Consider the following 24,644-nt stretch of genomic DNA (forward strand, 5'->3'; position numbering starts at 1 on the left):
GCTGTCAGACCTTCCTTTTAAACATCCGGACGAATAATTCCAGATCATCTTTTTCAATTGCCCGGGTGCCAAAAATCGCAACCGTATAGACCCCGGCTGCGGTTGCCAAAACTAAAAACACATTGAGCTCTCTCATCCAGACAATAACACTCAGCATCAACCCCACCGATACCAGCACTCTGAGAACCATCTTAAAAACGGGAACAGGAAACAACAAACGATGCACCGCGGTCAAATACGCGACAAATAAAAATACCTCGGTGACCACCGCTGCCATGGCCGCACCCACATGTCCAATACGGGGAATCAGCAACAGGTTGGCGCCAATGCTTACAATGACTGCAATACCGGAAACGACCGCATTGACCATTTGACGCTCACACGATATCAGCAAATAAGATAACGCATAATTTAAAAAAATCATACACAATGCCAGGGCGAGCCAGCCGAGCGCTGCACCGGAAGGCGCATAGGCCTCTCCAAAAATTAAAATCATAAGCGGATTGGCCACTACCCACGCACCGCCGGCAATCGGCGCGCCCAACAGTAAAAGCAGCTTGATGACTTTAGTATTGGCCCGAATCAATTGTTCCCGGTTTTCGCGAAATAATTTTGAAAATCCCGGAAATGCAGCTATAACCAAAACTGCCGGAATCACCATCAATACCTCAATACACTTGTGCGCCGCGCCATACCACCCTACCTCGGCACTGGACCTAAGTTTGGCCAAAAGCGTCATATCAATGCGAAAATAAAGATTAATAAAAAGCGTTGTCACGGTCAGCGGCAGCGCCTGCTGCCAGACATATTTAAAAAAAGTAATGTCCCATTTCCAGGCGCCGGGTAAAAACCGTCCCTTCAGCAACAATCCGGCTGCCAGTAAAACTCCCAGCGCACCCGCTGCCACATACGCCATGGCAACCCCTTGAATACCCAGTCCGGCCTGCAAGGCGCCAATACCAAACAGCAGCAATCCCAATTTCTGGAGTGACATCACCAGAGCTTCATACTGCATTTTTTGATGGGCATGGAAAACCGAATTGATAAACTCAGTAAAGGAATTAAGCATAACAAACAATGCCATCCATAAAACCACCCGCACGGTTGCCGCATCGGATGCCGCCCAGCGTACACCAATAAGCACTGTGAAAAAAAACAGCGTTGCCAGCACCAATTTCATCAACAACAGATTAAAGAAAAGATTTCGGGTTTGTGCCGGATCTTTGGCTGCATCCCGAATGAGCAGCGGATTTAAGCCAAAATCAACAATCACGACAAATAACAGTGAAAAGGAAAAAGCAAAATTAATAATACCAAAACTCTCATCCCCCACCACCCGGGCCACCAAAACCACAAAAGCAAAGGAAAGCAGCCGGATGATCACTTCACCCAGCCCTTTGAACACCGCATTTTTTGCGAATGCCCGCGAAAAACTCATGATATTTTCCGATTTTTTTTAAAATGGCGCATGCGAATCAAAAAAAGATCCACAAACATCTGGAAAGAATCGGCAATCGGGGAAACTTTCGAATCCATGACATTGTTCCATATCACCGGAACCTCAACAATCTGTGCTTGGGATTGCCGGGCAAGATAAAGAATTTCAACATCAAACCCAAAACCCTTAATCGTCATTCGGCGGAATATATCTCTGGCAATTTTTCGGGTAAATAATTTAAAACCACATTGAGTGTCATGAATCCCGGACAATGTAATCAAACGCGCAAAACGATTAAATGTTTTCCCCATCATCTCACGGTAAAACGGCTGCCGAACAGTAACGGCCGCGCCTTGCAGCGCACGCGAGGCAATCGCCACATCTGCCCCCTGCTGCATCGCCGCCTCCAGTTTCTCAAGCTCCTGGATTGGTGTGGAAAGATCCGCATCTGTAAACAACACCCGCGCTCCCCGGCTGGCAGCGACACCGCGCCGAATCGAGGCGCCTTTGCCGCGATTGCGTTTATTATGTAAAACCCGAATATTTAAACCTTGCTCCGCAAAACGCCGGGCAAGGCCGACTGTATTGTCTGAGCTGCCGTCACTAACCACAATAACTTCATACGAGTCCTCTCGTTTTTGCAAATACGTCTGAATGGTCATCAGCGTTTTAGCCAGCCGGGCTTCTTCATTGTACGCCGGAACAACAATAGAAAGTGCCGGCCGGGAAATATGTGTCATGATGGCAATGGCTCCGGGCGTGGTTGATTGCTTTCCATGTAGGCAACAATTGCGATGCCCAGACCGACGAGCACGCCAAAATGAATACCCCGGGCATACATACTAAGAACATCAAAAAAATTATGAATTAAAAACGCCAAAACAGCACCGATCACACCGGAGAGCAATTGCCGCTCATAGTCCGGCGGGTTGTTAAAAAAACTTCGCCCCATTCGAAAAAGCATTGAAAAACACAGCACTAAAAATGCCACCAATCCCAGCAGACCGATTTCAATCCATATTTGTAAATACCAGGAATGAATATGTTTATTGATCGCTTCCCAGGCATAATATTTTTCATCAAAATATTTCCGGATATTATGCTCATACCCGCCCGCACCGAATCCCACCCAGGGATGCTGCCGAATCATTTTTACCGCCGTCTTGATGCAAACACCGCGAAAACCGAAGGAATCTTCTTTTTCCGGCTGGGTAAAGGACGCCACCCGGTGCATGACCGCTTGCCGGGTCTTTTCCAGCGGCCCTTGATATAAAACCACCACAGTCACGACCACAGTTATAACCAAGGCAATAATCATCTTCATTTTTTTGGGAATATTCAAATAAATCAGGATGCCGCCGATAAGCGTCATTGCCAGCCAGCCGCCACGCGAGAAAGTAAAGATAAGCGCAGTAAGCATAATAACCGCTAAAAAACCAACCGCCATCCGCTGTCCAATTTTTTTCATTTCCACAAATTGAATAAAGGCTATCGGTATTGCCAGAATTAAGTACCCGGCAAACTGGTTGGGATGACCGAAGGTAGAGTACGCCCGCATGGTCGCACCCCTGTCCACTGTAAAAATATATTTCCCTGTATTGAACCCGGCTTCCGGACCGGCAATCGTCTGCACAATTCCTATAATCGATGCAATCACTGCCGCCCCGATAATGACGGCGGCGATCATTTTCATCTCCCGGCGGGTCACAACCACGCTGAAAACCAGCCAGGCAGTTAAAATAATTTCCATCCAGCGCAGCCACTGCTTGATGACAGTGTTAAACTGCTCGGCATTGACAGCCGAAATAAACACTGCCAGGCTAAATGCGGCAATTGCAATAATCCAAAACCTGGAAAATAAACGCGTAACATTTCCTCCCCGCAAACGATTTAACCCAACTCCGATTAAAACTGCAGAAAGAACCATTTGATTGAGATAAACCGTTAAACCAATTTCAAAGGGCAAATCATAGGGAATGCAGGCCATGAGGAACAATACCCCCAACAGGGGATAAAAAAATGCGCTCACTCCGGCACCCACAAAAACTGCCGAAATGACTATACCGACTACCATCAATAAGCACCCTTCCCAAACAAAACTGCAGGAAGCGTTCTGAGCATAATCACCACATCCAACAACAATGATTGATTCTTGATGTAATATAAATCATATTTAATATTCTCTTCAAGCGGTTTATCCGTCCGCCCCGAGACCTGCCACAATCCGGTTACGCCCGGGAGAACAAGCAGCCGATAACGGTATATGGCTTTATATTTTTCCACAATAAACGGCATCTCGGGCCGCGGCCCGACAACGCTCATATCCCCTTTAATCACATTGATCAGTTGCGGCAGCTCATCCAGGCTGGTTTTGCGTAAAAAGGCACCCAGCCGGGTCACGCGCGGGTCACCTTTACCCTTGGGTGTTTTGGCGTATTGCGGTGCATCAACATACATGGAACGAAATTTATAAATCAAAAATTTCTTGCCGTGGTAGCCCACTCGCTCTTGGCGAAAAAACACCGGTCCTTTGGACTCTGCCTTGATGGCAAGCATAATCAACACCCAAATCGGCAATGAAATCATCAATGCTACAATGCAAACCACCTCATCCACAAACCGTTTCAAAACCTTGTAGCCGCCCCCAAGCTGACCTTCCTGCAGGCTGCTGATCAAGCCTTCCAGTCCCGCACCCGAGGGAGCGTCAAATCCGGAGAGATCAAATGCTTCGGTCACATTGCGGTGCGAAATGCCATATTCATTAAAAAGCTCATTGACTTCCAACGTATGTTTATAATTTTTAACTGAATCGGATACGATCACACCATCAATTTCACCGCGCTTAAAGCGCGCTAGTACGGCCTGATCAATTTTTTCCTGGAGTTTTCCAATCTTCGGCGAAATCCCCCGGGGCAGGACAACGCGCGCAACAATGTTGTAGCCTAACTGAGGATATTGTTTAAGCAATTTATGAATCGCCTTCACTTTTTCTTCAGAACCGACTACAGCCACATGCCGTTGATTCCACCCGTGGGATCGCATGCGCCTTAAAAACCGGTACCACAAAAACCGGGTCGTAATCACGAAACAGTTTGTAACAATCCAAACAATCAATACCAAAACCCGCGACTGTTCGTAAAGTTTAAAAAAGAATGTCAACGCCAAAGCCATCAGCAATGCATAGGTTAAGGATTTAATAATATTGGAATATTCCTCAATCATGGAGAGATCCCGAATATCGCGGTACAACCCCTGTTTTCCAAAAAAAGCGATAATAATCACGATCAAAATGGAAAAAGAGACTATGTATTCCCCAACCGGCTGTACATTAACAAACATCTCCAGCCGGCTCCGAATCCAATAAGCAATCCGAAAAGAGAGCAGCAATGTTATTAAATCAATACACACCAGCATCAATGTCATAATAAAGTGGTTGGTCTTGGCCTTCATTGTGGATTCCTGTTCTATGAATGCGTTTTGCCTATTATCATACCATTTTTCATAAATATTTCTCAATGGATATGCTTGTTTTGAAAGGTTTTTTTAGTCTTTCACCCGGAATGATCGGACCCCAGCTGCAGATAGCACGTTTCCAGTACTTCAGTTAAATGTTCCCATGAATAGCGTAATTCCGCAGCCGTACGAGCATGGCGCCCCTTGGTTTCACATGCAGATTCATCTTCCAGCATCTGCCAGACTGCCTGACCAAAATGATCGGCATCCGGATCAGCCAAAGTACCAATATCTTCCGCCGCAAACAAATGACGCATCTCCCCCACTGAAGAAGATATAATTGGTCTGCCCATGGCCATATAATCCCCGACCTTGTTGGGCCAGCGCCCGATATTGGCCTGCTTATCGGCAAACGGCAGCAAGAACACGTCTGCCGCACCCATATGGTCTGAAATCACTTCATATGGCAGGATACCATATTCCAAAATACCCTTTTCACAGCCTTCTTCCCTGGCAATGGTCTTGGTCATGGGGGACGGTTTCCCGACCAGAATTAATCTGGCATCCTTGTCCTTCCTAAAAATCCGGGCAAACGCCCGTAATGCCAAATCCAGATCATAATGCACAAATCCCATGAATCCCGCCACTTTGGCATCCAAGGCAATACCTAGTTTTTTACGACAAGCCTGTTTGTCGCGGGGTTGGAAATTCTCGACATCCGCCCCGCCGGTAATTTTGCAGATGCTTTTTTGGGGGACGCCAAGTTTCACGGCCCTTTCCAGCAGTGCGGTGGATATCACGGTTGTGGCATCTGCCTGGGTACGAAAGTGTTCCTCATACCAGGTCTCAATCCCGCTAAAAAAAACTTTGATCAACTTGTTGGAGCGTTCCTCAATCACACCGCCGCGCCCCCACCAATCCGCCCAATCCATCACCAGAGGTACTCCCTGTTTTTTCAAACGCATGGCCGGATGAATTACCGCCGGCCGGGAATCAAATGCGTGTACAAGATCATATTTTTCTTTTTTTAAATACTGTTTTCGAATATGGGTATCATATAAATCCCAGCCGGACCGCCCGATTCCCCAGAGCAGATCAGGAAACTGGACCACCCGTACACCTTGGAGTTCAATTTCCTCAATTCCGCGCCGGTGGGTGGGATGAATGGTATAGATCGTGACCTCATGTCCTTTGCGCACCAAATAACGCCCAAAATGGTAACAGCGGAAAAAGGTTGAGCGCCAAATCATATTGTGGTTAAGCATGAGTATTTTCATTAGTCAAGTGTCCATTTCATTACAATTTATTATTCGATCATTCCCAAAATTAATTTTTTATCAAACAATTTCAATTCATTTTCATCTTCAAGAAAACGGCCTACATCTGCCCTTGCTTTTGCCATATCTATTTTTTCAAACCGTTCCCGCATAAAAACTTTCATATTATCTGAACTAATTTCAGGATGATTGTCCCGGGTCTGTTTGATGGCATTATTTAAAAATAAATAATTTGGTTTTACTTTTTTGCCCAAGTACCAAATCAAGTCATAAATATCGCGGCCTTTGGTGTAAGGGCGAAAAAACAGAGCATGCAGCTTCCCGGCAAATAAGGACGGCAAATCATAATGTTGAATAACAGTTAAATACTCTCCCGTAACCGGCGTCACTTGGATTACCCCGCCTTTGGGTGGGCGGACATCCACTTCCAGTTTGATGGATAATTTTTGCCCAGCCAAAGGACTAAGACTCAATTCTTTCAATAATCCCGGGAATTTTAAAAAACCACTATTTACCGTATTTTTTTCCTTGTGCGCATGCTCAGTTTCCAGTCCATTCAGCCGCAATTCCTGAATTATTTCCTTACTCAATTTCGAAAAAGAGTACCCCTTGCTTTTGATCAAAGAAAAATCCATATCCTCGCTAAACCGGCGAAGATTGTACAAAATTCGCAAAGCTGTCCCGCCAATAAAAACCAGATGCTCAAACATACCCTTATTAAAAATAATTCTTAAAATCCATCGTTGTAAATATTCTCTGGCCAGATTCAATTTTTCTCTATCATCCCGGCCTGCCCCGGCTACGGCCAATAAAGTGTCCTTCATTTTTCCATCCTTCGGCACAAGGCCTCTGCTGCCAACCGCATATCTGCGCGCTGAAACAATGCAGCGTATCCACGAATTTTATTCGGATCTAATGTTTCAACATGTTGCAATCGGAGATTTTCTTCCCAAATTTTTTCATCCACTGTTGCCAGTCGAAATTCGCGATGTAAATATATATAATCAATTAATGCTTTTTCAGGCATTGCAATAGAATAGACAGCTGACTGATTTCCATCCTGATGCTGACGATAACCTGAAAATGCTTCCAGTTTTACATGTTGAAAAACAAAGCGCCCCAATTCATTTTGAAATGTTTTTGTTTTTCTGGTTGTAATACAAGTGATCGCAGTCGTTTTTTCCGGGATAAGACCATAAAAAGATAACGCAGTTTCCAAACTTACATAGGCCGGCGAATATAAATTCATAGCAATCGCCATCAGGGACAAATTCATCTTGCGGTCATCTTCATTTAAAATATACACACTCTTGCGCAATCTAATAATTTTTTTTTGACGAATCCAGTTCTGAAGCTGATTTTTTAAAGTATGGGGATTCTCCTGAAACAGCAATTTCATCGCTTCCCCGGAAATCACCGGTAAATGCTGCACCTTTTGTCGAAAATCATCGTATTTCATATCGTTTCCTTTATTACTATTTTATTAGTAATATCGGAAACATCGTAACATGTTTTCCTTGTGTCCGTCAAATATTATTTGAAAGTTTTTCCAAAGGGACAATACATTAGTGGCCTGATGAAAACACCACAGGTTTATAGCGCGAATATTTTTCATCCCAACAAACATACCTTACCAATAATTTTCCCATCTTATCGTCTCAACTAAACAACCCATATTTTATAATACAATATAATGCGCGAATGGCATCTTTGGCGCCAATTTTCTTTCCTTCTTCATAAGACCGTCCATGATATGAAATACCCACTTCATAAAATCGCAGCTTCTTTCTGGCAAGTTTGATTGTCATCTCAGGTTCAATCCCAAAGCGTTTTTCCTTTAATTGAATACTTTGGATATGCTCACGCTTAAAGACTTTATAGCATGTTTCCATATCTGACATATTGAGATTGCTGACCATGTTACAGGCGAGCGTTAACATGCTATTTGCCACATAGTGCCAAAAAAAGTGAAGACGTCTGATTTTATTTGTAATAAATCTACTACCATAAACCACATCCGCATTATCAGTTACAAAAGGCTGAATAAGTTCATAATAATCTTGAGGATCATACTCCAGATCAGCATCCTGAATGATTACTACATCATTTTTCGCATGTTTAAATCCTTCGCGAATCGCTCCTCCTTTTCCGGAATTACCCGGCAATGTAATGATGCGCATATCCGGTCCACTTAAAGATTCTAATATTTTTAGCGTACTGTCTTTGGAACCATCATTGACCACAATAATTTCTTTTTCTATTTTTATGTCACGGACCCGACTAATAATTTCGGCAATCGTCGCTTCTTCATTGTAAGCAGGAATAACGACCGAGATCGAAGGATAGTTAACATCACTCATTTTATATGCCCCTTTTTTAAATTATTAAAAGCAATTATTCATTCACCTATATTTATCTTCTTAGATCCCAACTCATAAACTGCGCAATACTGCCCTTCCCAAACCCGCTGATAAACCGCATTGTTAATTATAGGATTTTCTTCAGTCCGTACTGGAATCTCAATAATGATCGACTTCATCTCATTTTTACTATGTGCCTTCTTATTTTTTATTGACTCGTTGGTCACAGCAACATGTTCAAGTGTGATTTTGTCATTATTATTATAAAGCATTCTCCAAATCGGATATTCCCAACTATCTTGTCCAAAAACAGCGCCTATATTTTGAACATTACTATTTTTAATAAATTCAACCACATCCAAATACTCTTGTCGTATCGCGCTACGATTATTAAAATAATTAAACTCTCTTGAATGTTGAAAAATACTGTTTTTTTCTGTTAATGGACGTGTTTGATTTTCCAATAAATACGGAATTGACTGATAAAGCAGTAAGACAGGAACAATATAAAGAATCCATTGGATTTTTATTTTAGATAAAGCGAAAGCAAGTATGGGTGTAAAAACGACAAATATTGGCAACTGCAATCTTGAGTGCCATGGTTGCCATTTTAAATAAAAACAGAATATCGCGAACATACTTATACCGGAAATCAAATAATACAACCACAAGCGATCCTGTTTCCTGATAAAAATATAATAAATTATAACCACTAAAACTAAAATAATTATTAGCACTGTATGGAAAAAATTACCGGCATAATCCTCATGTTTGGTGAGTTCTGAATAAATTCTGAATTTCGACCCCGGCCATGTCGTTTTCGGATCATTCCAGGGAATATTAAATTTCATAAATAATTTTTCAATATTAAATTTGGTCATATTGTCTATTTTGGGATTTGTTGTAGCAAGATGCATTGCTGTATTTCTGATTCCATTAGAAACAAAGGTATTCATGTTATATTCTTCATTATTATAACTAGTCTCATGTTTCCCCAACACGTGTCCGAATGTTTGGTGATTTCTAAAGTAATGACCACCACTAATTAACATTACCGGTAACAGACTAATTGCCAACAACAGTATTGCTTTCTTTTTGAGTTTAATAGTCAGTATAATTCCAAATATCGCCATTATAGGCAGCGTATATAAAAATGCAGTCCCTTTGGTTAAAATCGCTACTGCAAATGCCAGCGAGGCCCACAAACCGATGACCCATTCTTCTTTTTTAATCGCTTCAATCATAAAATATAGAAGACATAACAAAAAAAACGCCAGAACATAGTCATTTTGCGTACTTGTAGACTGCAAAATCCCCATCGGAATCGTCGCAACAAATACAGCTGTTATTATCTGACCAATTCGATTGATGTTTAATTGTTTTGCAATAAGGGATGCCGCCACTACACTTCCAATCATTGCTAACCATTGCACACTATTTGCAAAAAAATCATTTCCGCTCAATATCATCAATTGAGCAACAATATATTCCGCTGCCGGTGGTTGATATAGCTGCCGTAGTATATGCGTAGGATAATGTGCAATACTTTCATTTTGAATCCAATGTCCAATACGCGCCAAATGATAGGTCATTGAATCCCAGTTATTGGGTGGTGCATAAATCGCAAGAAAACCTGTTAGTATAATTATTAATGCTGCTGCAATCAAAAATAACCATTCAATACTCGTTAACGAAGGAAAACGAGTTGCAAACAAAAAAACATTCAATCTTTTTTTATATAAAATGATCAAAACCACCAAATTCAAAATACTCCAGCCAATGATCAACCCTGTAAAATTAAACAACCCGACCAGACTGGATATTTCTGTAAGTAAAACAGCGGCGACCATAGTACTTATGGATGCCTTCAAAACAGACTCGCGCCAGTTTTTATACACAGATTGATACCACCCAAAATTCCCAAGCCAAAATACCATTGGCATTAGCAATCCGATTAAATACATTGTTTTATTCCTCAGATTTGTTTGATTTTATTCGTCGAACACTCTCGGCCAGATATATCATTTATAGGCCTGCGCCGCCATAGTAGCGTGGATCCTTGGACTCTGACCCGATACCGACCATAAAAAAATGTGCCCTAGCAATTCAAACTTCACGTCCATATCAAAATCACGCACCACACCTATTCCTTTTGGGACTGTTCTGCGTTAACAATCTCCTGGAACGCTTAAACTTTGAGTTGCGCCAACGGTTTCAGGCTACTAGAGCACCATGTATTCCGAATTGAAGGTGCTCAAACTTACTTGGGCGGCATCTGAAGCCCGGAAATCAACTACAAGCTAAAGACTTCAAAAATTGGTCAGCATTAGAAAGGCTACTTAACTTTTGTGCGCTCTATACGAATTCAAACCACAAATAGTAACATGACCGGTTATTATACTCCGCAAGTGTTGTGTTAAATTACCTTAAAATAATTTTATCATTTATAAAATACCATAATAACCATCACATGACGATTAGTTCTAATTGATTCCCCTGAAGGCGAAATACTGATAGGATTGATATTAAGTGTAATAGTATGTGTTCCCGCCGTCAAAATAGCGGTCCCTATCAAATTTACCATTGCTGAAGGCGTACCCGTATTAATGGAATTTTCCCCATTATCTCCCCCCATCCCTTCCATATCAATATGAAACTGACATACCGAAGCTGTTGCACCTGTAACAAGTGCGTAATTGCATTTTGCAAACGCAACAACAGTAGCATCTTTTGTCAACGTGATCTCTTGGCTCAATATTTGTTGGCTTCCAAATGTATTCCAGTTTTTTGACGGTATATCTGTCTCAATCCATTTATTCGTGACCGCATTATCTGCTATCTTATCCGTTATAATTGCCCCATCAGCTACATTCATGGCATAAGCTGCGCTGTTGAGTTTATGCCGCGGGGCCATGAATTCATCTGTGCCAACTTGCATATCCAAATAATACGTGGTATTAAAATCAAGACTATCCAGTGTGTTGAGTCCTGACCCGAGTTCAATACTGAAGTATCCGTTTTTTGTTGGCACCTGATAGGAATCATTCCATACCCGATAAGTCCCTTCATCATCTGATGTCGGATGGGTCCATAATCGAAACGCCACGGAATAGGTTCCGTCAGCTAAAATATTGCCTGTGCTATCCGTCAAACGTCCTTGATAATTAATGGTTTTCGGAATATCTGCCATAGCGGCAACTGCCAGACTGATTGCCAAAATTGATAACATTACTATTTTTTTCATTTGTTTTTCCTCCTGATTGTATTGAATGCAAGACCGGCCTCACGCAAAGACGCAAAGGCGCTAAGTTAAAGTCCATTGACGACTCGATGCATTCCATCTTTTATTAAATGCTCTCCAAAATTGATTAATAACCCTAATTTCTTATGGCTCAATCTTAAATAGGTTAATAATTGCTTTTTATGAACCGGTGCAATTTTTTCAATCGATTTCAACTCGATAATAACACAATCATTAACAACAATATCAGCACGAAATCCTTGCTCGAAAATATATTTCTTATATTTTACTGAAATGGGTTGTTGAACGCTGACATTCAATCCTTCATTTTCCAGTTCCTTTGCCAAAATCACTTCATATACCGTTTCCAGTAAACCTGGTCCAATATCTTTATGTATTTGAAATGCTTTATGAATAATCATTTTTGCTAATCCATTTTCATCCATCTTTTTAGTTTTCCTTTATGTCATTGCCTGATGCTTTTAGCCTTTTAGCTTCTTAGCTTTTTAGCTTTTCCTTTGCGTCTTTGCGACTTTGCGTGAGGATAGTCACTATTTGATCAGGGCAATTTTTTTCTTCACAATTGTTGTCCTATTACCATTTTTAGCTTTTACCCGCATGATATACACACCATTGGCCAAATTCGACATATTCCATTGCCAATAATTTTTTCCAGCCGGTCTCATGTCCCAGCGTTTAGATATTACCAACTGATTACTAGTGGTATAAACCTTGATCTCAACATCAGCAGGTTCTGACAAATGAAAATAAATATGCCCAATATGGCCGCGGATAGGATTGGGTGCTGCATAAACCCATTTTTTGGTTATCAATTCCCCGCCAAATTCCCTGATGGGGGTCATGGTGACCGTTACGGTAGGTGTCACTGTCGGGGTGGGCGGCGCGATAAAATAATCATTGAAAAACCCGGCTTGAGAAGACGTGGTGCCGCCCCAAATCTGGCCGACGATGGTCTCGCCGACAGATGATAAAACACTCCGGCTTGCTGTGGATTGGGTATTGCCGCCTGAATTGACAACTGAATCTTTTAAAATATAATTTGCTGATTGAGCGGCAAAAACAGTCATGGGATAAAAGACGAGGACGGTTAAAATTATGCTAGTGATAATTTTCATTATTTCTCCAATTTTAGTTGCTTTTAAAATTTTCACTGAGTTTTTTATTGCCTGCAACTACAAGTAGTTTTCAAACTTTTTATCAAACGCTTCCTAATTTATATCTCCAGCGTTTTTTAATATTTATTTTTTTGGCGTCATTCCCGCACCGTGTCCGGCGTATGCCGGATGCCGGGTGACTTTGTCGGGGATAAGATCATTCGGCTGCGATAGCGTCCCAAATATATGACATCCATCAAGTTGGGGGTATGACAACTTAAAAAATACACTTTCCGCAACAGAAATTAGCTAAATTACGGTTGGATAATTTTCTCAAATTCATTTAACAACAAAGGCAGTTCTTCTTTTACTACAGTCCAAACGATCGTATAGTCAACACCAAAATATTCATGCATGAGCTTATTGCGCATACCAATCATACGTTTCCATGGGATTTCAGGATATTTCTGACGAATTTCTTCCGGGATTTTTCCTGCAGCTTCACCGATAACTTCCAGACTCCTTACAACAGCATTTATTGTTTTTTTGTCAGAAAGAAATAATTTAAATGAACTGTCCTGTGTAAACTCCTGGGTTTCCCGGATGGCATCCAAAATATCGCGCAAATAATCAGAATAATCACGCTTCATATTGGATAAGCCTCTTGTAAAATATATTTCCCAATAGCAGGTTTAAGCGCCGCTTTACTGACAAGATCCACTTTTTTATGCAAAAGATATTCCAATTCTTCCTCTAATTCCAAAAATTTAAAAAAACCAACAGGTTTTTGAAATTCAACCAGAACATCCAGATCACTTTCCGGCGTCTGTTCCCCACGAACATAGGATCCAAAAACACTCATGCTCTTGATCGCGTATTTTATTTTCAAAGCACTTTCGTATTTCCTTAATTCCGCGACAATTTCTTCTATAGACTGCATGTTGTGTCCCTTTCATACAACGATATTTTTATTTTACCGCAACAAAGTACAAAAACACAAGCAAATACAAAATATAGTCTCTCAATCGTTCATTTTAGTACAATAAAATAAAAACCAGTTAATATGCTTGGATTCCAAGAGGATGCTTCCAGCAAATATCCGTCAAAAAAACACGAATTAAATGCGCTTAGGTCATTCCAGGAAGAATTTCCAAAAACAGAATCCATTTTAGTTTACCGGGGTAACAAACGGTATCAAACCGAAGATGGTATCAAAATATTGCCTGCCAAAGTATTTTGCCAAATATTATATCAAAGAAAGGAAGACTAATTCTCGAAACAATTTTTCCTTTTCAGCGCAAAGCACTCTTAACACAAATTCTCATACACCGCATACTGTTTTTTCGCGATCGCATCCCAGGAATACTGTTTTTCGACTTTTTCCAAGCCATGCTTTCCAAATTGATCTCTTTTTTTCTGATCTCCTAGAAGCTCAAGGCAATAGTGCCCCAGTTTCTCTGGTGAGCGGTCTACCAAATAACCGTTCTGCTCATGGTCAATCACTTCGGTGATCGCAGGAATTCCTCCTCCGATCACGGGTTTTTGGAACAACCAGGCTTCGGCAAACACCCCGCCGAAGCTTTCCTGCTGAGAAGGCAAACAGAAGATGGTGCAATCGTCCAATGCCGATGCCTTTTCTTGTTCTGATACCCGATCCATTTCGATCACCCGGGAATCTTTGATTTTTGCAAAACGGTGTTTTGAATACCCGGTCCGCGGTCCAACAAATGCAAAACGCACATCCGGCTTCTGTTTCCACACGATTGGCATTGATTTCAATAGCTGATCAAATCCTTTATAGCGATATTTCTGCCCAAGAAATAATATCACCGGTCCGCCAGGACCAAAATAATCAGGCTGTAGTGCATGTTGAGATACCACCGGCGCATGCCCAATCACATGAATTCTCTCCCTGGCCACACCCAATGAAACCAGAGTCACTTTCTCAGCATGGGTTAAAGCCATCACTGCATCCGCTGCTTGGTATAGCCGGATGTAAGAACGATAGCGCCAACCCTTCCAACGCGGATGATGAAACGGCGTAAATACAAAGGGGATTTGGCGTTTTTTCGCAAACTTATATGCTGCCCATGCCAAAAATTCCCGCCCGATTCTTCCGGCATGCACAACATCAATTGCCCCTGCCATTTCGTCCATTCTTCCCAACATCACATCGGATATTTTGGAAACCGATGTCTCCATTGTCAGGTAATAACTCCGACTCCAAAATGCCAAATGCTTTTTTTGTTGGGGCGTTAAATTAAACCGGCGAATAGGTATCCCCTCATGCTGATAGTCTTTATCACCCGGAGCATTCAGGGTTACACCGCGCAGCCAATCGGTCCGATTTTCCGACCAATGACAAATCGCCTGGACTGAGTGTGCCTTTTTCATCTGCTTGGCAATCTCGAACAAATGGGTTTGCGCGCCACCGGTCGCGGGTGGCAACGCGGTCATGGCATAAAGAATATTCACTGATGTGTCTCCATTATTTTTTCATAAAAACTTTCCAACCGACCACTCAATGTATCCCATGCCAATACTTTCTCTGCTATTTCCCTCGCCTCTTCGCCTGTCCGGCGAGCCAATGCGTCATTTTCAAGATAAATTGTCAAGGCTTCAGCAAATGCTTCCGGGGCATTACTGCAGGTTGTACCCACTTGATGATCTTTAAAAAACCATTTCATCTCGCCTACATTGGATGCAACCACCGGACGGGCTGCAGATAAATACTCCCCAATTTTATTGGGCCACCGGGCGGCATTGCCCACAGTGGCGCGAAGGGGTAAGGCAAAAACATCACAGCATCCCATCATCGTAGACAGGTCTTCATATTGAAATTTTCCTACAACCTTTATCCGGTCTTGCAATCCATATTTTTTTAGCAAACTATTTGCTTTGGCATTGTCCGGTCCAATAAGATAAAGCAAACAGCGGGAATCACGTAGCGCAAGCTTAATAAAAGCTTCGACCAAAATATCCAGGTCTTCCTGATTGGTCCCGACAAAGCCGACAACCTTTTTGCCGCGATCAATCCCCCATCGACTCCGGGATGCTGTTTTATCTTCAGAATGAATAACATCCACCGGTGCCCCGCCCGGGAGATATAAGACATTGTCCGGATCTTTGGCCAATTGTTTTGACCGTTCTTCCAACAGATGAGATATGACAGTCACACCATGCACCTGCGTCCGAAGTTTATCCTCCTGGCGCGCGATGAAAGCCTTGATACCGGGGACTTTCCCCCATTTCGGACCCAAACCCGCCTGGCTGTACCAATCACACCAATCGGAGATTACAATCGGTTTACGCTGACGCAATCCCATCTGCATGGGAAATCGCACATTCGGATGAAATTCAAATCCGTGAATAACATCATAGCGGTTCAGGCGGATCAATTTTTTTCGTCCTGCAATATCCAATGGTCCGGTACCCTGACCGGGAAGATCATGCAAAAAATCCGGCCCCTCCCAGATGGTTACACCGTCTTCCTCTGTAATGCGCGGGTGCCATTTAGACCGCGGCGAGACCGTTGCCAAGGTCACTTGATGTCCCAATTTGACAAGCCCCCGGGCCAAAAACCAGATCCGCCAATAGGTTCCATAATTCCGGTATTGATGCCCCAGCATGAGAATATTCATGACTGCTGTTCTTGATGGATGGTTTGATAAACTTGGTAAATTTTTTCAGCAATTACCGAAGCGGAAAATCGCTTTTTGGCCGATACCTGCGCTGCTTTACCCATGGCAATGGTTTTTTCCTTATTTTGCTGGGTTTGCAGCAAAGCCGCATACAGTCCTGCTTCATCATCAACCTCAAGCAGATACCCTTCTTCATCCTGCCGGACCATGTGTTCCACACCGCCTGCCCGGGTGGCAATAATTGCCAGACCGGCAGCCATCGCTTCGGCAATCACCATGGGTGCTGTTTCCTGTTTTGAAGGCAATACCAAAATACCGGCTTTGACAATTTCCCGACGCACCTTCTCGGGCTGACACCAACCTAATAATTCAATACCATCCTTTCCGGAAAGCTGTTCCACAAACTGTTCTACTTCACGGCGGTATTCAGGATAATGCTCATCATAAGGGCCAATGACTGTCAGTCGGATATTGGCGAACTTTTTTCTAGCGCGTAAAAATGCACGCATTAACATAAGTGGAGATTTACGGGGATCGAGTGTCCCAACAAAAACAAACCGCGTTATATCACGCGAAGACTGCATATTAAAAAAATCATCATGAATGGGGTTTTCTATCGGATGAATGATTGCCCGGGTCTCATGCCGAATCAACCTTTCCACATAGGGATTGATGGAAATAATATGCTTCGCCTTCCGGATACAATACGCTTCAATATATTTCAAGAGCGTCCAGCGAGAAAAAAAAGAAGTACTTAACCACTGGGCTTCCATCCGCCGAATACCATGCAGGGTAAGCACTGCCGGCCAGGGACCCGACATGGCCGCATAACCGTATTCATCCGTCCCCTGCGCATGTACCAGGTCCGGTTGGATTTTTTTCAAAACCCGCATAATCCGCAATCGATCAAATTGAAATAGCGTGGCAGCGCGCAGTCGACTGGGTCGCTTAACAAAATGAAATGTCACCCCTTGATAAATAACGGTTTGATTTTCCTTCAATTCGGTCGTCTGCGAGACAACGTGCAATTCCAATCCTTTTTTTTGTCCCAAAACTTCACAGAGATTTTTTATCCATGTACTGGGATGCACAAAAGTTCCGCTCCGCTTCACAAGTGGTTCAATTTGTTGCGGAGAAAACTCCCCCAACATGGCAACTCGCATCTTACACCCCGCTTTTCTTCGCTGCAAACCACAGTTGCAACTGATGCCGGTTTATATCATTTTTATCCAGCAGCACGGATTGCATACACATAAGCTGCTCACCTATTACATTTATTTTTTTTGAAAAACCGGCTATTTTTTCCAGCATCATTTCCTTGGTCAAATCATTGATATCTATCACCGCTTCTGCCTGGTCCATCATTTCCATAAAACCGCTGACCTTGCCTTTACCGTGTGTGTAATCCAGTGCAATCACCGGCACTCCCAAGGTTGCAGCAAATACGACTGAATGAAACCGCATACCAATAAATAAATCCTGTGCCGCGATCTCTCCGGCAATCTCTGATGGAGCTCCCGTTCCAGTAACAATCCGGGTCTTAACCTCGTCCGGCAAGGCTGCCTGTATTTGTTCCAGAATATCCCGGTCATCATCACCAACATAAAAAGTGTTCATCGGCACCAGGGTCACTTCCGCATGCTGCGTTTTCACAAGGTACTCAATAACTTCCGCATACACTTGCACCAACATCATTAATTTTTCCTTGAAAACTTCTTCCGAAAGTGTCGCAGCATAATTCCGGGGCCAAGCACGAATCGAAAATCCGATTTTTTTAATTTTTTCTGTTTTTCTCAAATGCCGTCCCGGATGACCAAGCAAATAAACCGTCGAAGGATCAATGCTAAGCTCAACCCCTTTTGCCGCCCCCATGGCTTGCAAACAATCCATCGACCGCTGATCCCGAACCGTGACAATATCGGCAAGTTGGACTATCAGCTTCACCACGCGTTTGAGGCGTTTACTGTACAGAGGCCCGACACCAATACCATAAAGCATGGTGATTTTTCTCTGCAATCGGCCTTTAAGCACAAAGCGCAGCACATCAACCACATCACGTATTTCCATCAAGGGACCGCCACCCATAACAATCAAATCAGACTGATGTAACGCACGACTGCATGACGCTGTCCCGATCGAAACAATTTTTATTTTTACATTCCCGATTTCCGAAACTGTTCGCCGAGTATAAAACGGATGGTACGATGCAATCGTCGTATCAACCTCACCAAAATCTTGCTGAATATTTTGAAGTATTCCTGTAAGAATCGCCTTGTCTCCTGTCGTTTCCGTACCATACCATCCCATCACGAATAACTTTTTCAACAGTTTTTTGTTTCGTGGTTTTTTTTCCAACAACACCAAGCGCAGCAGCTCCGCGAAGAAAACCATCCCACGATCCAATAGCGGCAGCAAAATTATTTTCCGATATGTCGTCTTAAGCAACTGAAACAAAAGCCGGCGCGTGAATAAAGTCGTATAATCATGCGAACACGCGGCACATGCCGTCTTTTTAATACTGCCGCGATATTCCAAATTTGCAGATTGAAAATACAGTTTTTTAGCTGAAATTTCCAGCGCATTTCCCAACGATTTACTCTTGACGGCGCAATAATAAATTTTGCCTTTGGCATCCAATGTCACTCCGTCCCTTTCCCAAAGACAAGGCACGGTTCGCGGTTTGTTTTCAACCAGCATGTCCCGCAAGGATACATAGTACAGTTTTCTTTCCCAGTCCTGTTCATAGGTCATCGCCAATTTTTCCAAAAACTGCGCCGCACAGTGACGCTGTGTCTCATTCAGTGTATATCCACCAGTACAATCGAAATTGTAAAGACGGTCAACCCGTGTTGCCACTCTGAATTTTATATACAACCCCCGCGCTTTGGCAAAATTCCAGATCCGATTGAGCTCATCAACGTTTTGTCTCATAATCGTGCAACACAAGGCCAATGAAATCGCCGGCATCTTCTGAAGTCGTTCGATCGTTTCCTGCATGCGCACAAATGCTTTGGGCACACCACGCACTTGGTCATGCACGTCTCCGATGCCGTCAATTGAAATCATCACGCTCAGCGTTTTTCTGTGCTGTTGACAGACCTGCGCCAATGCCTTGATACTGTTTTCAACTTTTTCCGGTTGCAAACCATTGCTAATAATACTCAAACCCTTTAATTTTGGCAGCTTACGGATCATGACCTGTCCCAACTGGGCCAGATCATTGCGCAATGTCGGCTCCCCCCCGCTCAAGCCAACAGAGCGGACTTTTTTAAATAAAGGATCGGAAAGAATTCCAGCTATGGCCTCGGTTGCCAAATCCGTTACATTTTCCTCTTTCCAAACGTTGCACATAACACAGCGCGAATTGCATCGGTCTGTGACCGGAAAGTTAATAACATTGGGATAAAGCGCACCAAATACTCTTTGAATGCGATAACGCGAAATTTGACGCCCCCACTGGTAAAGGGCTTTCAAAGCATCACCTGTTTTAGATCCACGAAACAATCGTATAAAATTCATTGTACAATTTCCTTTTTGCTTATCAATGCTCTGACTTGCTGCCAATCCTCCCGGGAAAAGGCCTTCATCAAAACAATCAGCACTCCGTAAACTGCAACCCCAATCGCAATGACCAGCCACAATGATATCATCGGGCGAAGCACATAGACAATCCCTCCCATGATTCCACTTGCCAGCATCACCTTCACAATCACTCCCCGGCTTTTACCTATCGGCCAAAGCGACCGGGCAAAGACGATAAAACAAACAGTCAAGACAACAGCGCTCACCACACTGGCCCAGGCAGCCCCTTGAACACCGGCCATAGGAATCCACAGGCTGTTGAGCAGAACATTTAATCCGGCTGTGATGGCAACCACGATTAATCTTTTGGTCTGTCCGCCCGTTGCCGTCAATGCCATCCCTACAATAAAACCGATGAACCGAAAAGGAATCATCATGCTCAAAATCCGAAAGATATCTCCCGAATCAGCATATTTACTTCCATAGATTGCCACGATTAAGCCGTCGGCCAACAAAACCGCCCCAACTGATAAAGGCACCGATAGTATAATTATAAACCCAAGACTTTTTTCAAGCATACGATGTATTTCTGTTTTGGATTGTGCATAAATCCGGCTAATGGTCGGAAAAAGTGCACTGACAATCAAGAGCGGAAAGGCCTCAAGCAACTGATTGATTTTCATTGCTGATTGATACAATCCCACCGAGTGCTCGCCCCGCATCACTGAAAGCATCAAAATATCCGTGTGAAAATAGATGATATCACTAATAAAATATAATCCAAATGGAATGGCCAGGATAAAAATCCTACGCATCTCACGCCACTTAATGGACACGAATTTGATCTCAATTTTACTAAATAAAATACTCGTGGCGATCGGCAGCGTTATCAATCCACCGAAAACATATCCGGATATTAATCCCGCTGGTGAACGAACACCCATTAGCAACATAACCCCGATAATCAAAAAAACCAGGATCATATAGATCATCATAACATAAGACACATAGTTCATTTTTTCATGTCCGCCAAAAAACGCGGTCACAAATTCTACCAACAAACGCAAAACCGCCGCCGCACCACCAATATACAGCGCCAGGCGCACATGCCCGGGATAAAATATGTGACTCATCCCGACCAATACGATCATCCCCACCGCTGAAATGATTAGTTTTAAAACCAATCCATGCACAAAAAGTGTCGAAACTTGTGATCGTTGCTTGGCAATCTCATGGGTGGTTAAAAAAGTCGTCCCAAAATCCGCGACCACCCGAAAAATACCACTAATCGTTATTGCCAAGGCATAGACGCCAAATGTCTCCACCGCCAGAACGCGGGCAATAACAATGGTCAGAAACATAAGTAAAAAACCGCGAATGCACCGATCCAATATTAAAAAGAGAGAATTTTTTGCAACCAAGGCAAGGCGACTCACTTTCGAGAGCCTTGTAAAGAGTCGCTGTTTATTTTACGATGAACAATAATCATGGACGGTAGAATCCCAAAAAGGGTATAAAAAAGAAACGGCACACGTGTATTTGCCACCATATCCGTCCCCCATATGATAACCGCCAAAATACCAAAAATATTTGCCACCAAGCACTTCACAATTACTTTATCCTGAACTTCACGAATCATCCGGCTTCCATGATATCCATAAGTTATCAGCATGAACCAAAAAAGCAAAAATGCCGCCAATCCCAACAGCCCCATTTTAAGCCACAGATGTAAATAGGTATTATGAACAATATTAGGATTAATGCCCTGACCGCCAAAGCGACTGGTTTTAACCCGCCTAAACCCATGACCAAAACCACCGCCGAATAAAGGTTTTTCTTTGATAGCTAAAAAAGCATCATACATATCATACAGATGAAAATAATTAGTATCAGTACGGGTACTGACAAATGATGCCAGGCGCCCGCGAACACTTTCCGCCTTCTCACCTCCTAAACCGCTAAACACCCAAAAGAACATTCCTGCCAAAATTAAGAACATGGCAATAAAAAATTTTATTTTTTGTCTGAGTTGAAAAGTAAAAAAAACAAGGACCAGCGAAATGCCAAACTGTACCCATGCATTCCTGCGCAAAGAAAAAATCACACTAAACATCATCGGTAGACAGGCAATTAATTTTACCCAGGTCTGTAATAAAACCGGACGGCGGGAAAAAAATTCAGCAACAGCCAAAACACTTAAAACCGCAAACAACATGTTTTCCGCCGAATCCCAAAAAACCACTTGGGACTTCAACGTAGCATGTATCGGCCCTTTCCCCATCAAATACAGCAACACACCCTGGCAGGCTCGTAGAAAAGCTAAAATATAAATCCAATTAAGAAATCTCAGAATCCTTTTTCGTGTTGTCAAAATATTGGGAACCAATAAAATCATCAGCATGGCGAAAAAAAAAGACCGCCACTCGCCATAGCCGAAAGCCGATTTGAGTGTCGCACCGCCCATATACCCGCGAAAAGCGGAAAACACAACTAAAACTAAAAACAGAATAATCCCGCCCGTAAACGGTGGTAAATAAAATTTCCCCTTCCCCAGAATTTTTTTATTGATCAGAGAAATACTAAAAAAACAGATAACGATCAGCTCGGTCAAATGCAGATTAAAAATATCCATGCGGTAGAGTGTCCAGGCCCCAGCCATATCCGGATGCCAACCTTCACGAAAAAAAACCAGGCTTGCGACTAAAACAATTAATCCCAAATAGGGTTTGTACCAATAACTCAATACGGCAACACACAAAATGCCGAGAAATATAATATGTTCCATGGCCCTTATCCTTACCTATCCGAACTACCGCCGATTTCTTAGGGTGGCTTCCTTATACAGAATCAAAAAAACCGATGCCCCCAGGCTAAGAGCCAAGCCAAGTGCGATCAGCGCAATCGACCAAACCGGATCATATGCGGGTGTCCCATCAGCTTCAAGAAAGCTGGAAGGAAATACAATTTTCTCTTCATAAAGACTTTGAATTTCATTCAAATCAAGTTTTTGTATCCATAATTCATCACGTCGTTTTAAAAGAACGCTTTGCCCGTTGGCATCCAATGCCCAAAGCGCATCCTTATTTTTCCCCCGTTTTTCCAGAATAATAATCTCGTTTTCCATCTGTTCGATACGGTTATTTAATATCTCAATATCCTTTAAAAGCTTATTATTATATTTACTAAACTCATTTCCATGCTCTTTTAAAAGAAATACTTTAAACGTCTCTGCTTCTTGGGTTACATTTTTCTTATTGAATCCTTTAAATGTCGTCTTGATGACCGACGACGGCGAAAGCGAAACCACATGCCTAATCTTGTAAATAGAACTCAGGCGCTCTACCAATGACGAAGGATGCTCGATAAACTTAGGCAGCACCCCTTCGTTGGAGTAGCCGGCAATTTTCCCGACCCGAAAATAAGTATCCACTGTATATCGTTTAGGTCCCAAAATTACGCCCAGCGCGGTCAGCGACATAACGATTACAAAAATTTTAAAAATCGTTTTACGGTATTTCCAAAACACCTCAAGATAATCATTTAATTCCGCTTCATGTTCAATCATATTTTTCCAGGTATCCTTTCTAATAATTCACTCAGCGATTTTTCAAATACCACGCAATGGTCTCTTTCAACCCCTGCTCAAATTCCGTCTTAGACTCAAAATCAAATAGCGCTTTGGCCCGACTCGTATCCAAACAACGCCGCGGCTGGCCGTTTGGTTTGTCTTTGTCCCAGACAATCTTTCCTTCAAATCCCGTCAAACGGGCGATCAGGGTTACCAGATCTTTAATGGAGATCTCTCTGCCCGACCCCAAATTGACCGGCTGATCACCATCGTACTTCTGGGTTGCCAGCACAATTCCCCGTGCTGCATCCCCGGCATAAAGAAACTCGCGTGTCGGCGAACCATCTCCCCAGACAACAATTTCCTTTTCGCCTTTTTCCTTGGCCTCAACACACTTTTTAATCAACGCAGGAATAACATGAGATGATTTTGGATCAAAATTATCCCTGGGACCGTACAGGTTAACCGGTAATAAGAAAATACTGTTAAATCCATACTGCTGCCGATAGGCCTGCGACTGGACCAAAAGCATTTTCTTGGCCAATCCATAAGGTGCATTGGTTTCTTCCGGATAGCCAATCCAAAGATCATCTTCTTTGAAAGGAACCGGTGTAAATTTGGGATACGCACAAATGGTACCGATTGCGGTAAACTTTTCGACCTGATACTGCCGTGCCATTTCCATCAATTGGACACCCATCATGAGGTTATCATAGAAATATTTTCCCGGATTTTCCAGATTTGCCCCAATACCGCCCACAACCGCGGCCAAATGGATCACAGTATGCGGTTTGACCTGTTCATACATCCGCTTAATGTCTTCTGCTTTGGTAAGATCAAAATCCTCTATTTTCGGAACAACTATTTGTTCGCAATTGTAATTAGAAAGCTCTTTTAGAAGATGAGAGCCTAAAAATCCCGCACCACCAGTGACAATCACTCGTTTTCCATTTAAATACTCCATATTGATACCTCCTACATATATATAAAAAAATATTTATATCAAAATTGTACAATTCTGTCAAAATA

22 protein-coding genes are annotated in these 24,644 nt (G+C 42.7%); all 22 read right to left on the reverse strand.

The genetic code is table 11. The features are described 5' to 3' along the window. Positions 1 to 4: 4 nt before the first annotated feature. The 22 genes from K8S19_04850 to K8S19_04955 all read right to left on the reverse strand — a co-directional run bounded on the left by K8S19_04850 (position 5) and on the right by K8S19_04955 (position 24,579). The gene (locus K8S19_04850; GenBank protein ID MCD4813000.1) at positions 5 to 1,438 is read right to left on the reverse strand and encodes a flippase; all 1,434 of its coding nucleotides are present in this window, start codon (positions 1,436 to 1,438) and stop codon (positions 5 to 7) included. Continuing rightward, positions 1,435 to 2,178: a glycosyltransferase family 2 protein gene (locus K8S19_04855; protein MCD4813001.1), complete on the reverse strand. Its 744-nt coding sequence runs from the start codon at positions 2,176 to 2,178 to the stop codon at positions 1,435 to 1,437. The genes K8S19_04850 and K8S19_04855 overlap by 4 nt, the downstream gene beginning before the upstream one ends. Next, positions 2,175 to 3,512, reverse strand: coding sequence for an O-antigen ligase family protein (locus K8S19_04860; protein ID MCD4813002.1), 1,338 nt, complete (start codon positions 3,510 to 3,512; stop codon positions 2,175 to 2,177). Before K8S19_04860 ends, K8S19_04855 begins: the two co-directional genes overlap by 4 nt. Then, positions 3,512 to 4,888 (reverse strand): sugar transferase, encoded by a 1,377-nt coding sequence (locus K8S19_04865; GenBank protein MCD4813003.1) that lies wholly within the window; start codon positions 4,886 to 4,888, stop codon positions 3,512 to 3,514. The genes K8S19_04860 and K8S19_04865 overlap by 1 nt, the downstream gene beginning before the upstream one ends. A gap of 101 nt (positions 4,889 to 4,989) precedes the next feature. After that, entirely contained in the window at positions 4,990 to 6,168 is a 1,179-nt protein-coding gene (locus K8S19_04870; protein MCD4813004.1) for a glycosyltransferase family 4 protein, read from the reverse strand. Positions 6,169 to 6,197: 29 nt separating this feature from the next. Continuing rightward, complete coding sequence (locus K8S19_04875) at positions 6,198 to 6,992, reverse strand: nucleotidyl transferase AbiEii/AbiGii toxin family protein (protein ID MCD4813005.1); 795 nt, start codon at positions 6,990 to 6,992, stop codon at positions 6,198 to 6,200. After that, complete coding sequence (locus K8S19_04880; protein ID MCD4813006.1) at positions 6,989 to 7,627, reverse strand: hypothetical protein; 639 nt, start codon at positions 7,625 to 7,627, stop codon at positions 6,989 to 6,991. The genes K8S19_04875 and K8S19_04880 overlap by 4 nt, the downstream gene beginning before the upstream one ends. Positions 7,628 to 7,826: 199 nt before the next feature. Next, positions 7,827 to 8,528, reverse strand: coding sequence for a glycosyltransferase family 2 protein (locus K8S19_04885; GenBank protein ID MCD4813007.1), 702 nt, complete (start codon positions 8,526 to 8,528; stop codon positions 7,827 to 7,829). Between the two features lie 38 nt (positions 8,529 to 8,566). Then, the gene (locus K8S19_04890; GenBank protein MCD4813008.1) at positions 8,567 to 10,492 is read right to left on the reverse strand and encodes a glycosyltransferase family 39 protein; all 1,926 of its coding nucleotides are present in this window, start codon (positions 10,490 to 10,492) and stop codon (positions 8,567 to 8,569) included. A gap of 476 nt (positions 10,493 to 10,968) precedes the next feature. Next, positions 10,969 to 11,772, reverse strand: coding sequence for a hypothetical protein (locus K8S19_04895; protein ID MCD4813009.1), 804 nt, complete (start codon positions 11,770 to 11,772; stop codon positions 10,969 to 10,971). Positions 11,773 to 11,837: 65 nt separating this feature from the next. Next, positions 11,838 to 12,215, reverse strand: coding sequence for a GxxExxY protein (locus K8S19_04900; GenBank protein ID MCD4813010.1), 378 nt, complete (start codon positions 12,213 to 12,215; stop codon positions 11,838 to 11,840). A gap of 105 nt (positions 12,216 to 12,320) precedes the next feature. After that, positions 12,321 to 12,905, reverse strand: a complete 585-nt coding sequence (locus tag K8S19_04905) for a T9SS type A sorting domain-containing protein (protein ID MCD4813011.1) — start codon at positions 12,903 to 12,905, stop codon at positions 12,321 to 12,323. Positions 12,906 to 13,198: 293 nt separating this feature from the next. Next, positions 13,199 to 13,534 carry a DUF86 domain-containing protein gene (locus tag K8S19_04910; protein MCD4813012.1) on the reverse strand — a complete coding sequence of 112 codons (336 nt, stop codon included), beginning with the start codon at positions 13,532 to 13,534 and terminating at the stop codon, positions 13,199 to 13,201. Further along, complete coding sequence (locus K8S19_04915) at positions 13,531 to 13,824, reverse strand: nucleotidyltransferase family protein (GenBank protein ID MCD4813013.1); 294 nt, start codon at positions 13,822 to 13,824, stop codon at positions 13,531 to 13,533. The genes K8S19_04910 and K8S19_04915 overlap by 4 nt, the downstream gene beginning before the upstream one ends. A 368-nt stretch (positions 13,825 to 14,192) precedes the next feature. Next, entirely contained in the window at positions 14,193 to 15,359 is a 1,167-nt protein-coding gene (locus tag K8S19_04920) for a glycosyltransferase family 4 protein (GenBank protein MCD4813014.1), read from the reverse strand. Then, complete coding sequence (locus K8S19_04925) at positions 15,356 to 16,525, reverse strand: glycosyltransferase family 4 protein (protein ID MCD4813015.1); 1,170 nt, start codon at positions 16,523 to 16,525, stop codon at positions 15,356 to 15,358. The genes K8S19_04920 and K8S19_04925 overlap by 4 nt, the downstream gene beginning before the upstream one ends. Then, a complete protein-coding gene (locus K8S19_04930) occupies positions 16,522 to 17,688 on the reverse strand; it encodes a glycosyltransferase family 4 protein (protein ID MCD4813016.1) in 1,167 nt (388 codons plus the stop codon). Before K8S19_04930 ends, K8S19_04925 begins: the two co-directional genes overlap by 4 nt. Before the next feature lies 1 nt (position 17,689). Beyond that, a complete protein-coding gene (locus K8S19_04935) occupies positions 17,690 to 20,044 on the reverse strand; it encodes a polysaccharide pyruvyl transferase family protein (GenBank protein MCD4813017.1) in 2,355 nt (784 codons plus the stop codon). Beyond that, positions 20,041 to 21,408, reverse strand: a complete 1,368-nt coding sequence (locus K8S19_04940) for a flippase (protein MCD4813018.1) — start codon at positions 21,406 to 21,408, stop codon at positions 20,041 to 20,043. The genes K8S19_04935 and K8S19_04940 overlap by 4 nt, the downstream gene beginning before the upstream one ends. A gap of 71 nt (positions 21,409 to 21,479) precedes the next feature. Further along, positions 21,480 to 22,832 carry an O-antigen ligase family protein gene (locus K8S19_04945; GenBank protein ID MCD4813019.1) on the reverse strand — a complete coding sequence of 451 codons (1,353 nt, stop codon included), beginning with the start codon at positions 22,830 to 22,832 and terminating at the stop codon, positions 21,480 to 21,482. A gap of 24 nt (positions 22,833 to 22,856) precedes the next feature. Further along, entirely contained in the window at positions 22,857 to 23,612 is a 756-nt protein-coding gene (locus K8S19_04950; protein MCD4813020.1) for a hypothetical protein, read from the reverse strand. Between the two features lie 31 nt (positions 23,613 to 23,643). After that, positions 23,644 to 24,579: a GDP-L-fucose synthase gene (locus K8S19_04955; GenBank protein MCD4813021.1), complete on the reverse strand. Its 936-nt coding sequence runs from the start codon at positions 24,577 to 24,579 to the stop codon at positions 23,644 to 23,646. Positions 24,580 to 24,644 lie beyond the last annotated feature (65 nt).

It is taken from the genome of bacterium, assembly GCA_021108215.1.
In the GTDB taxonomy this organism is placed as follows: domain Bacteria; phylum Oederibacteriota; class JAAXVQ01; order JAAXVQ01; family JAUVAV01; genus JAIORK01.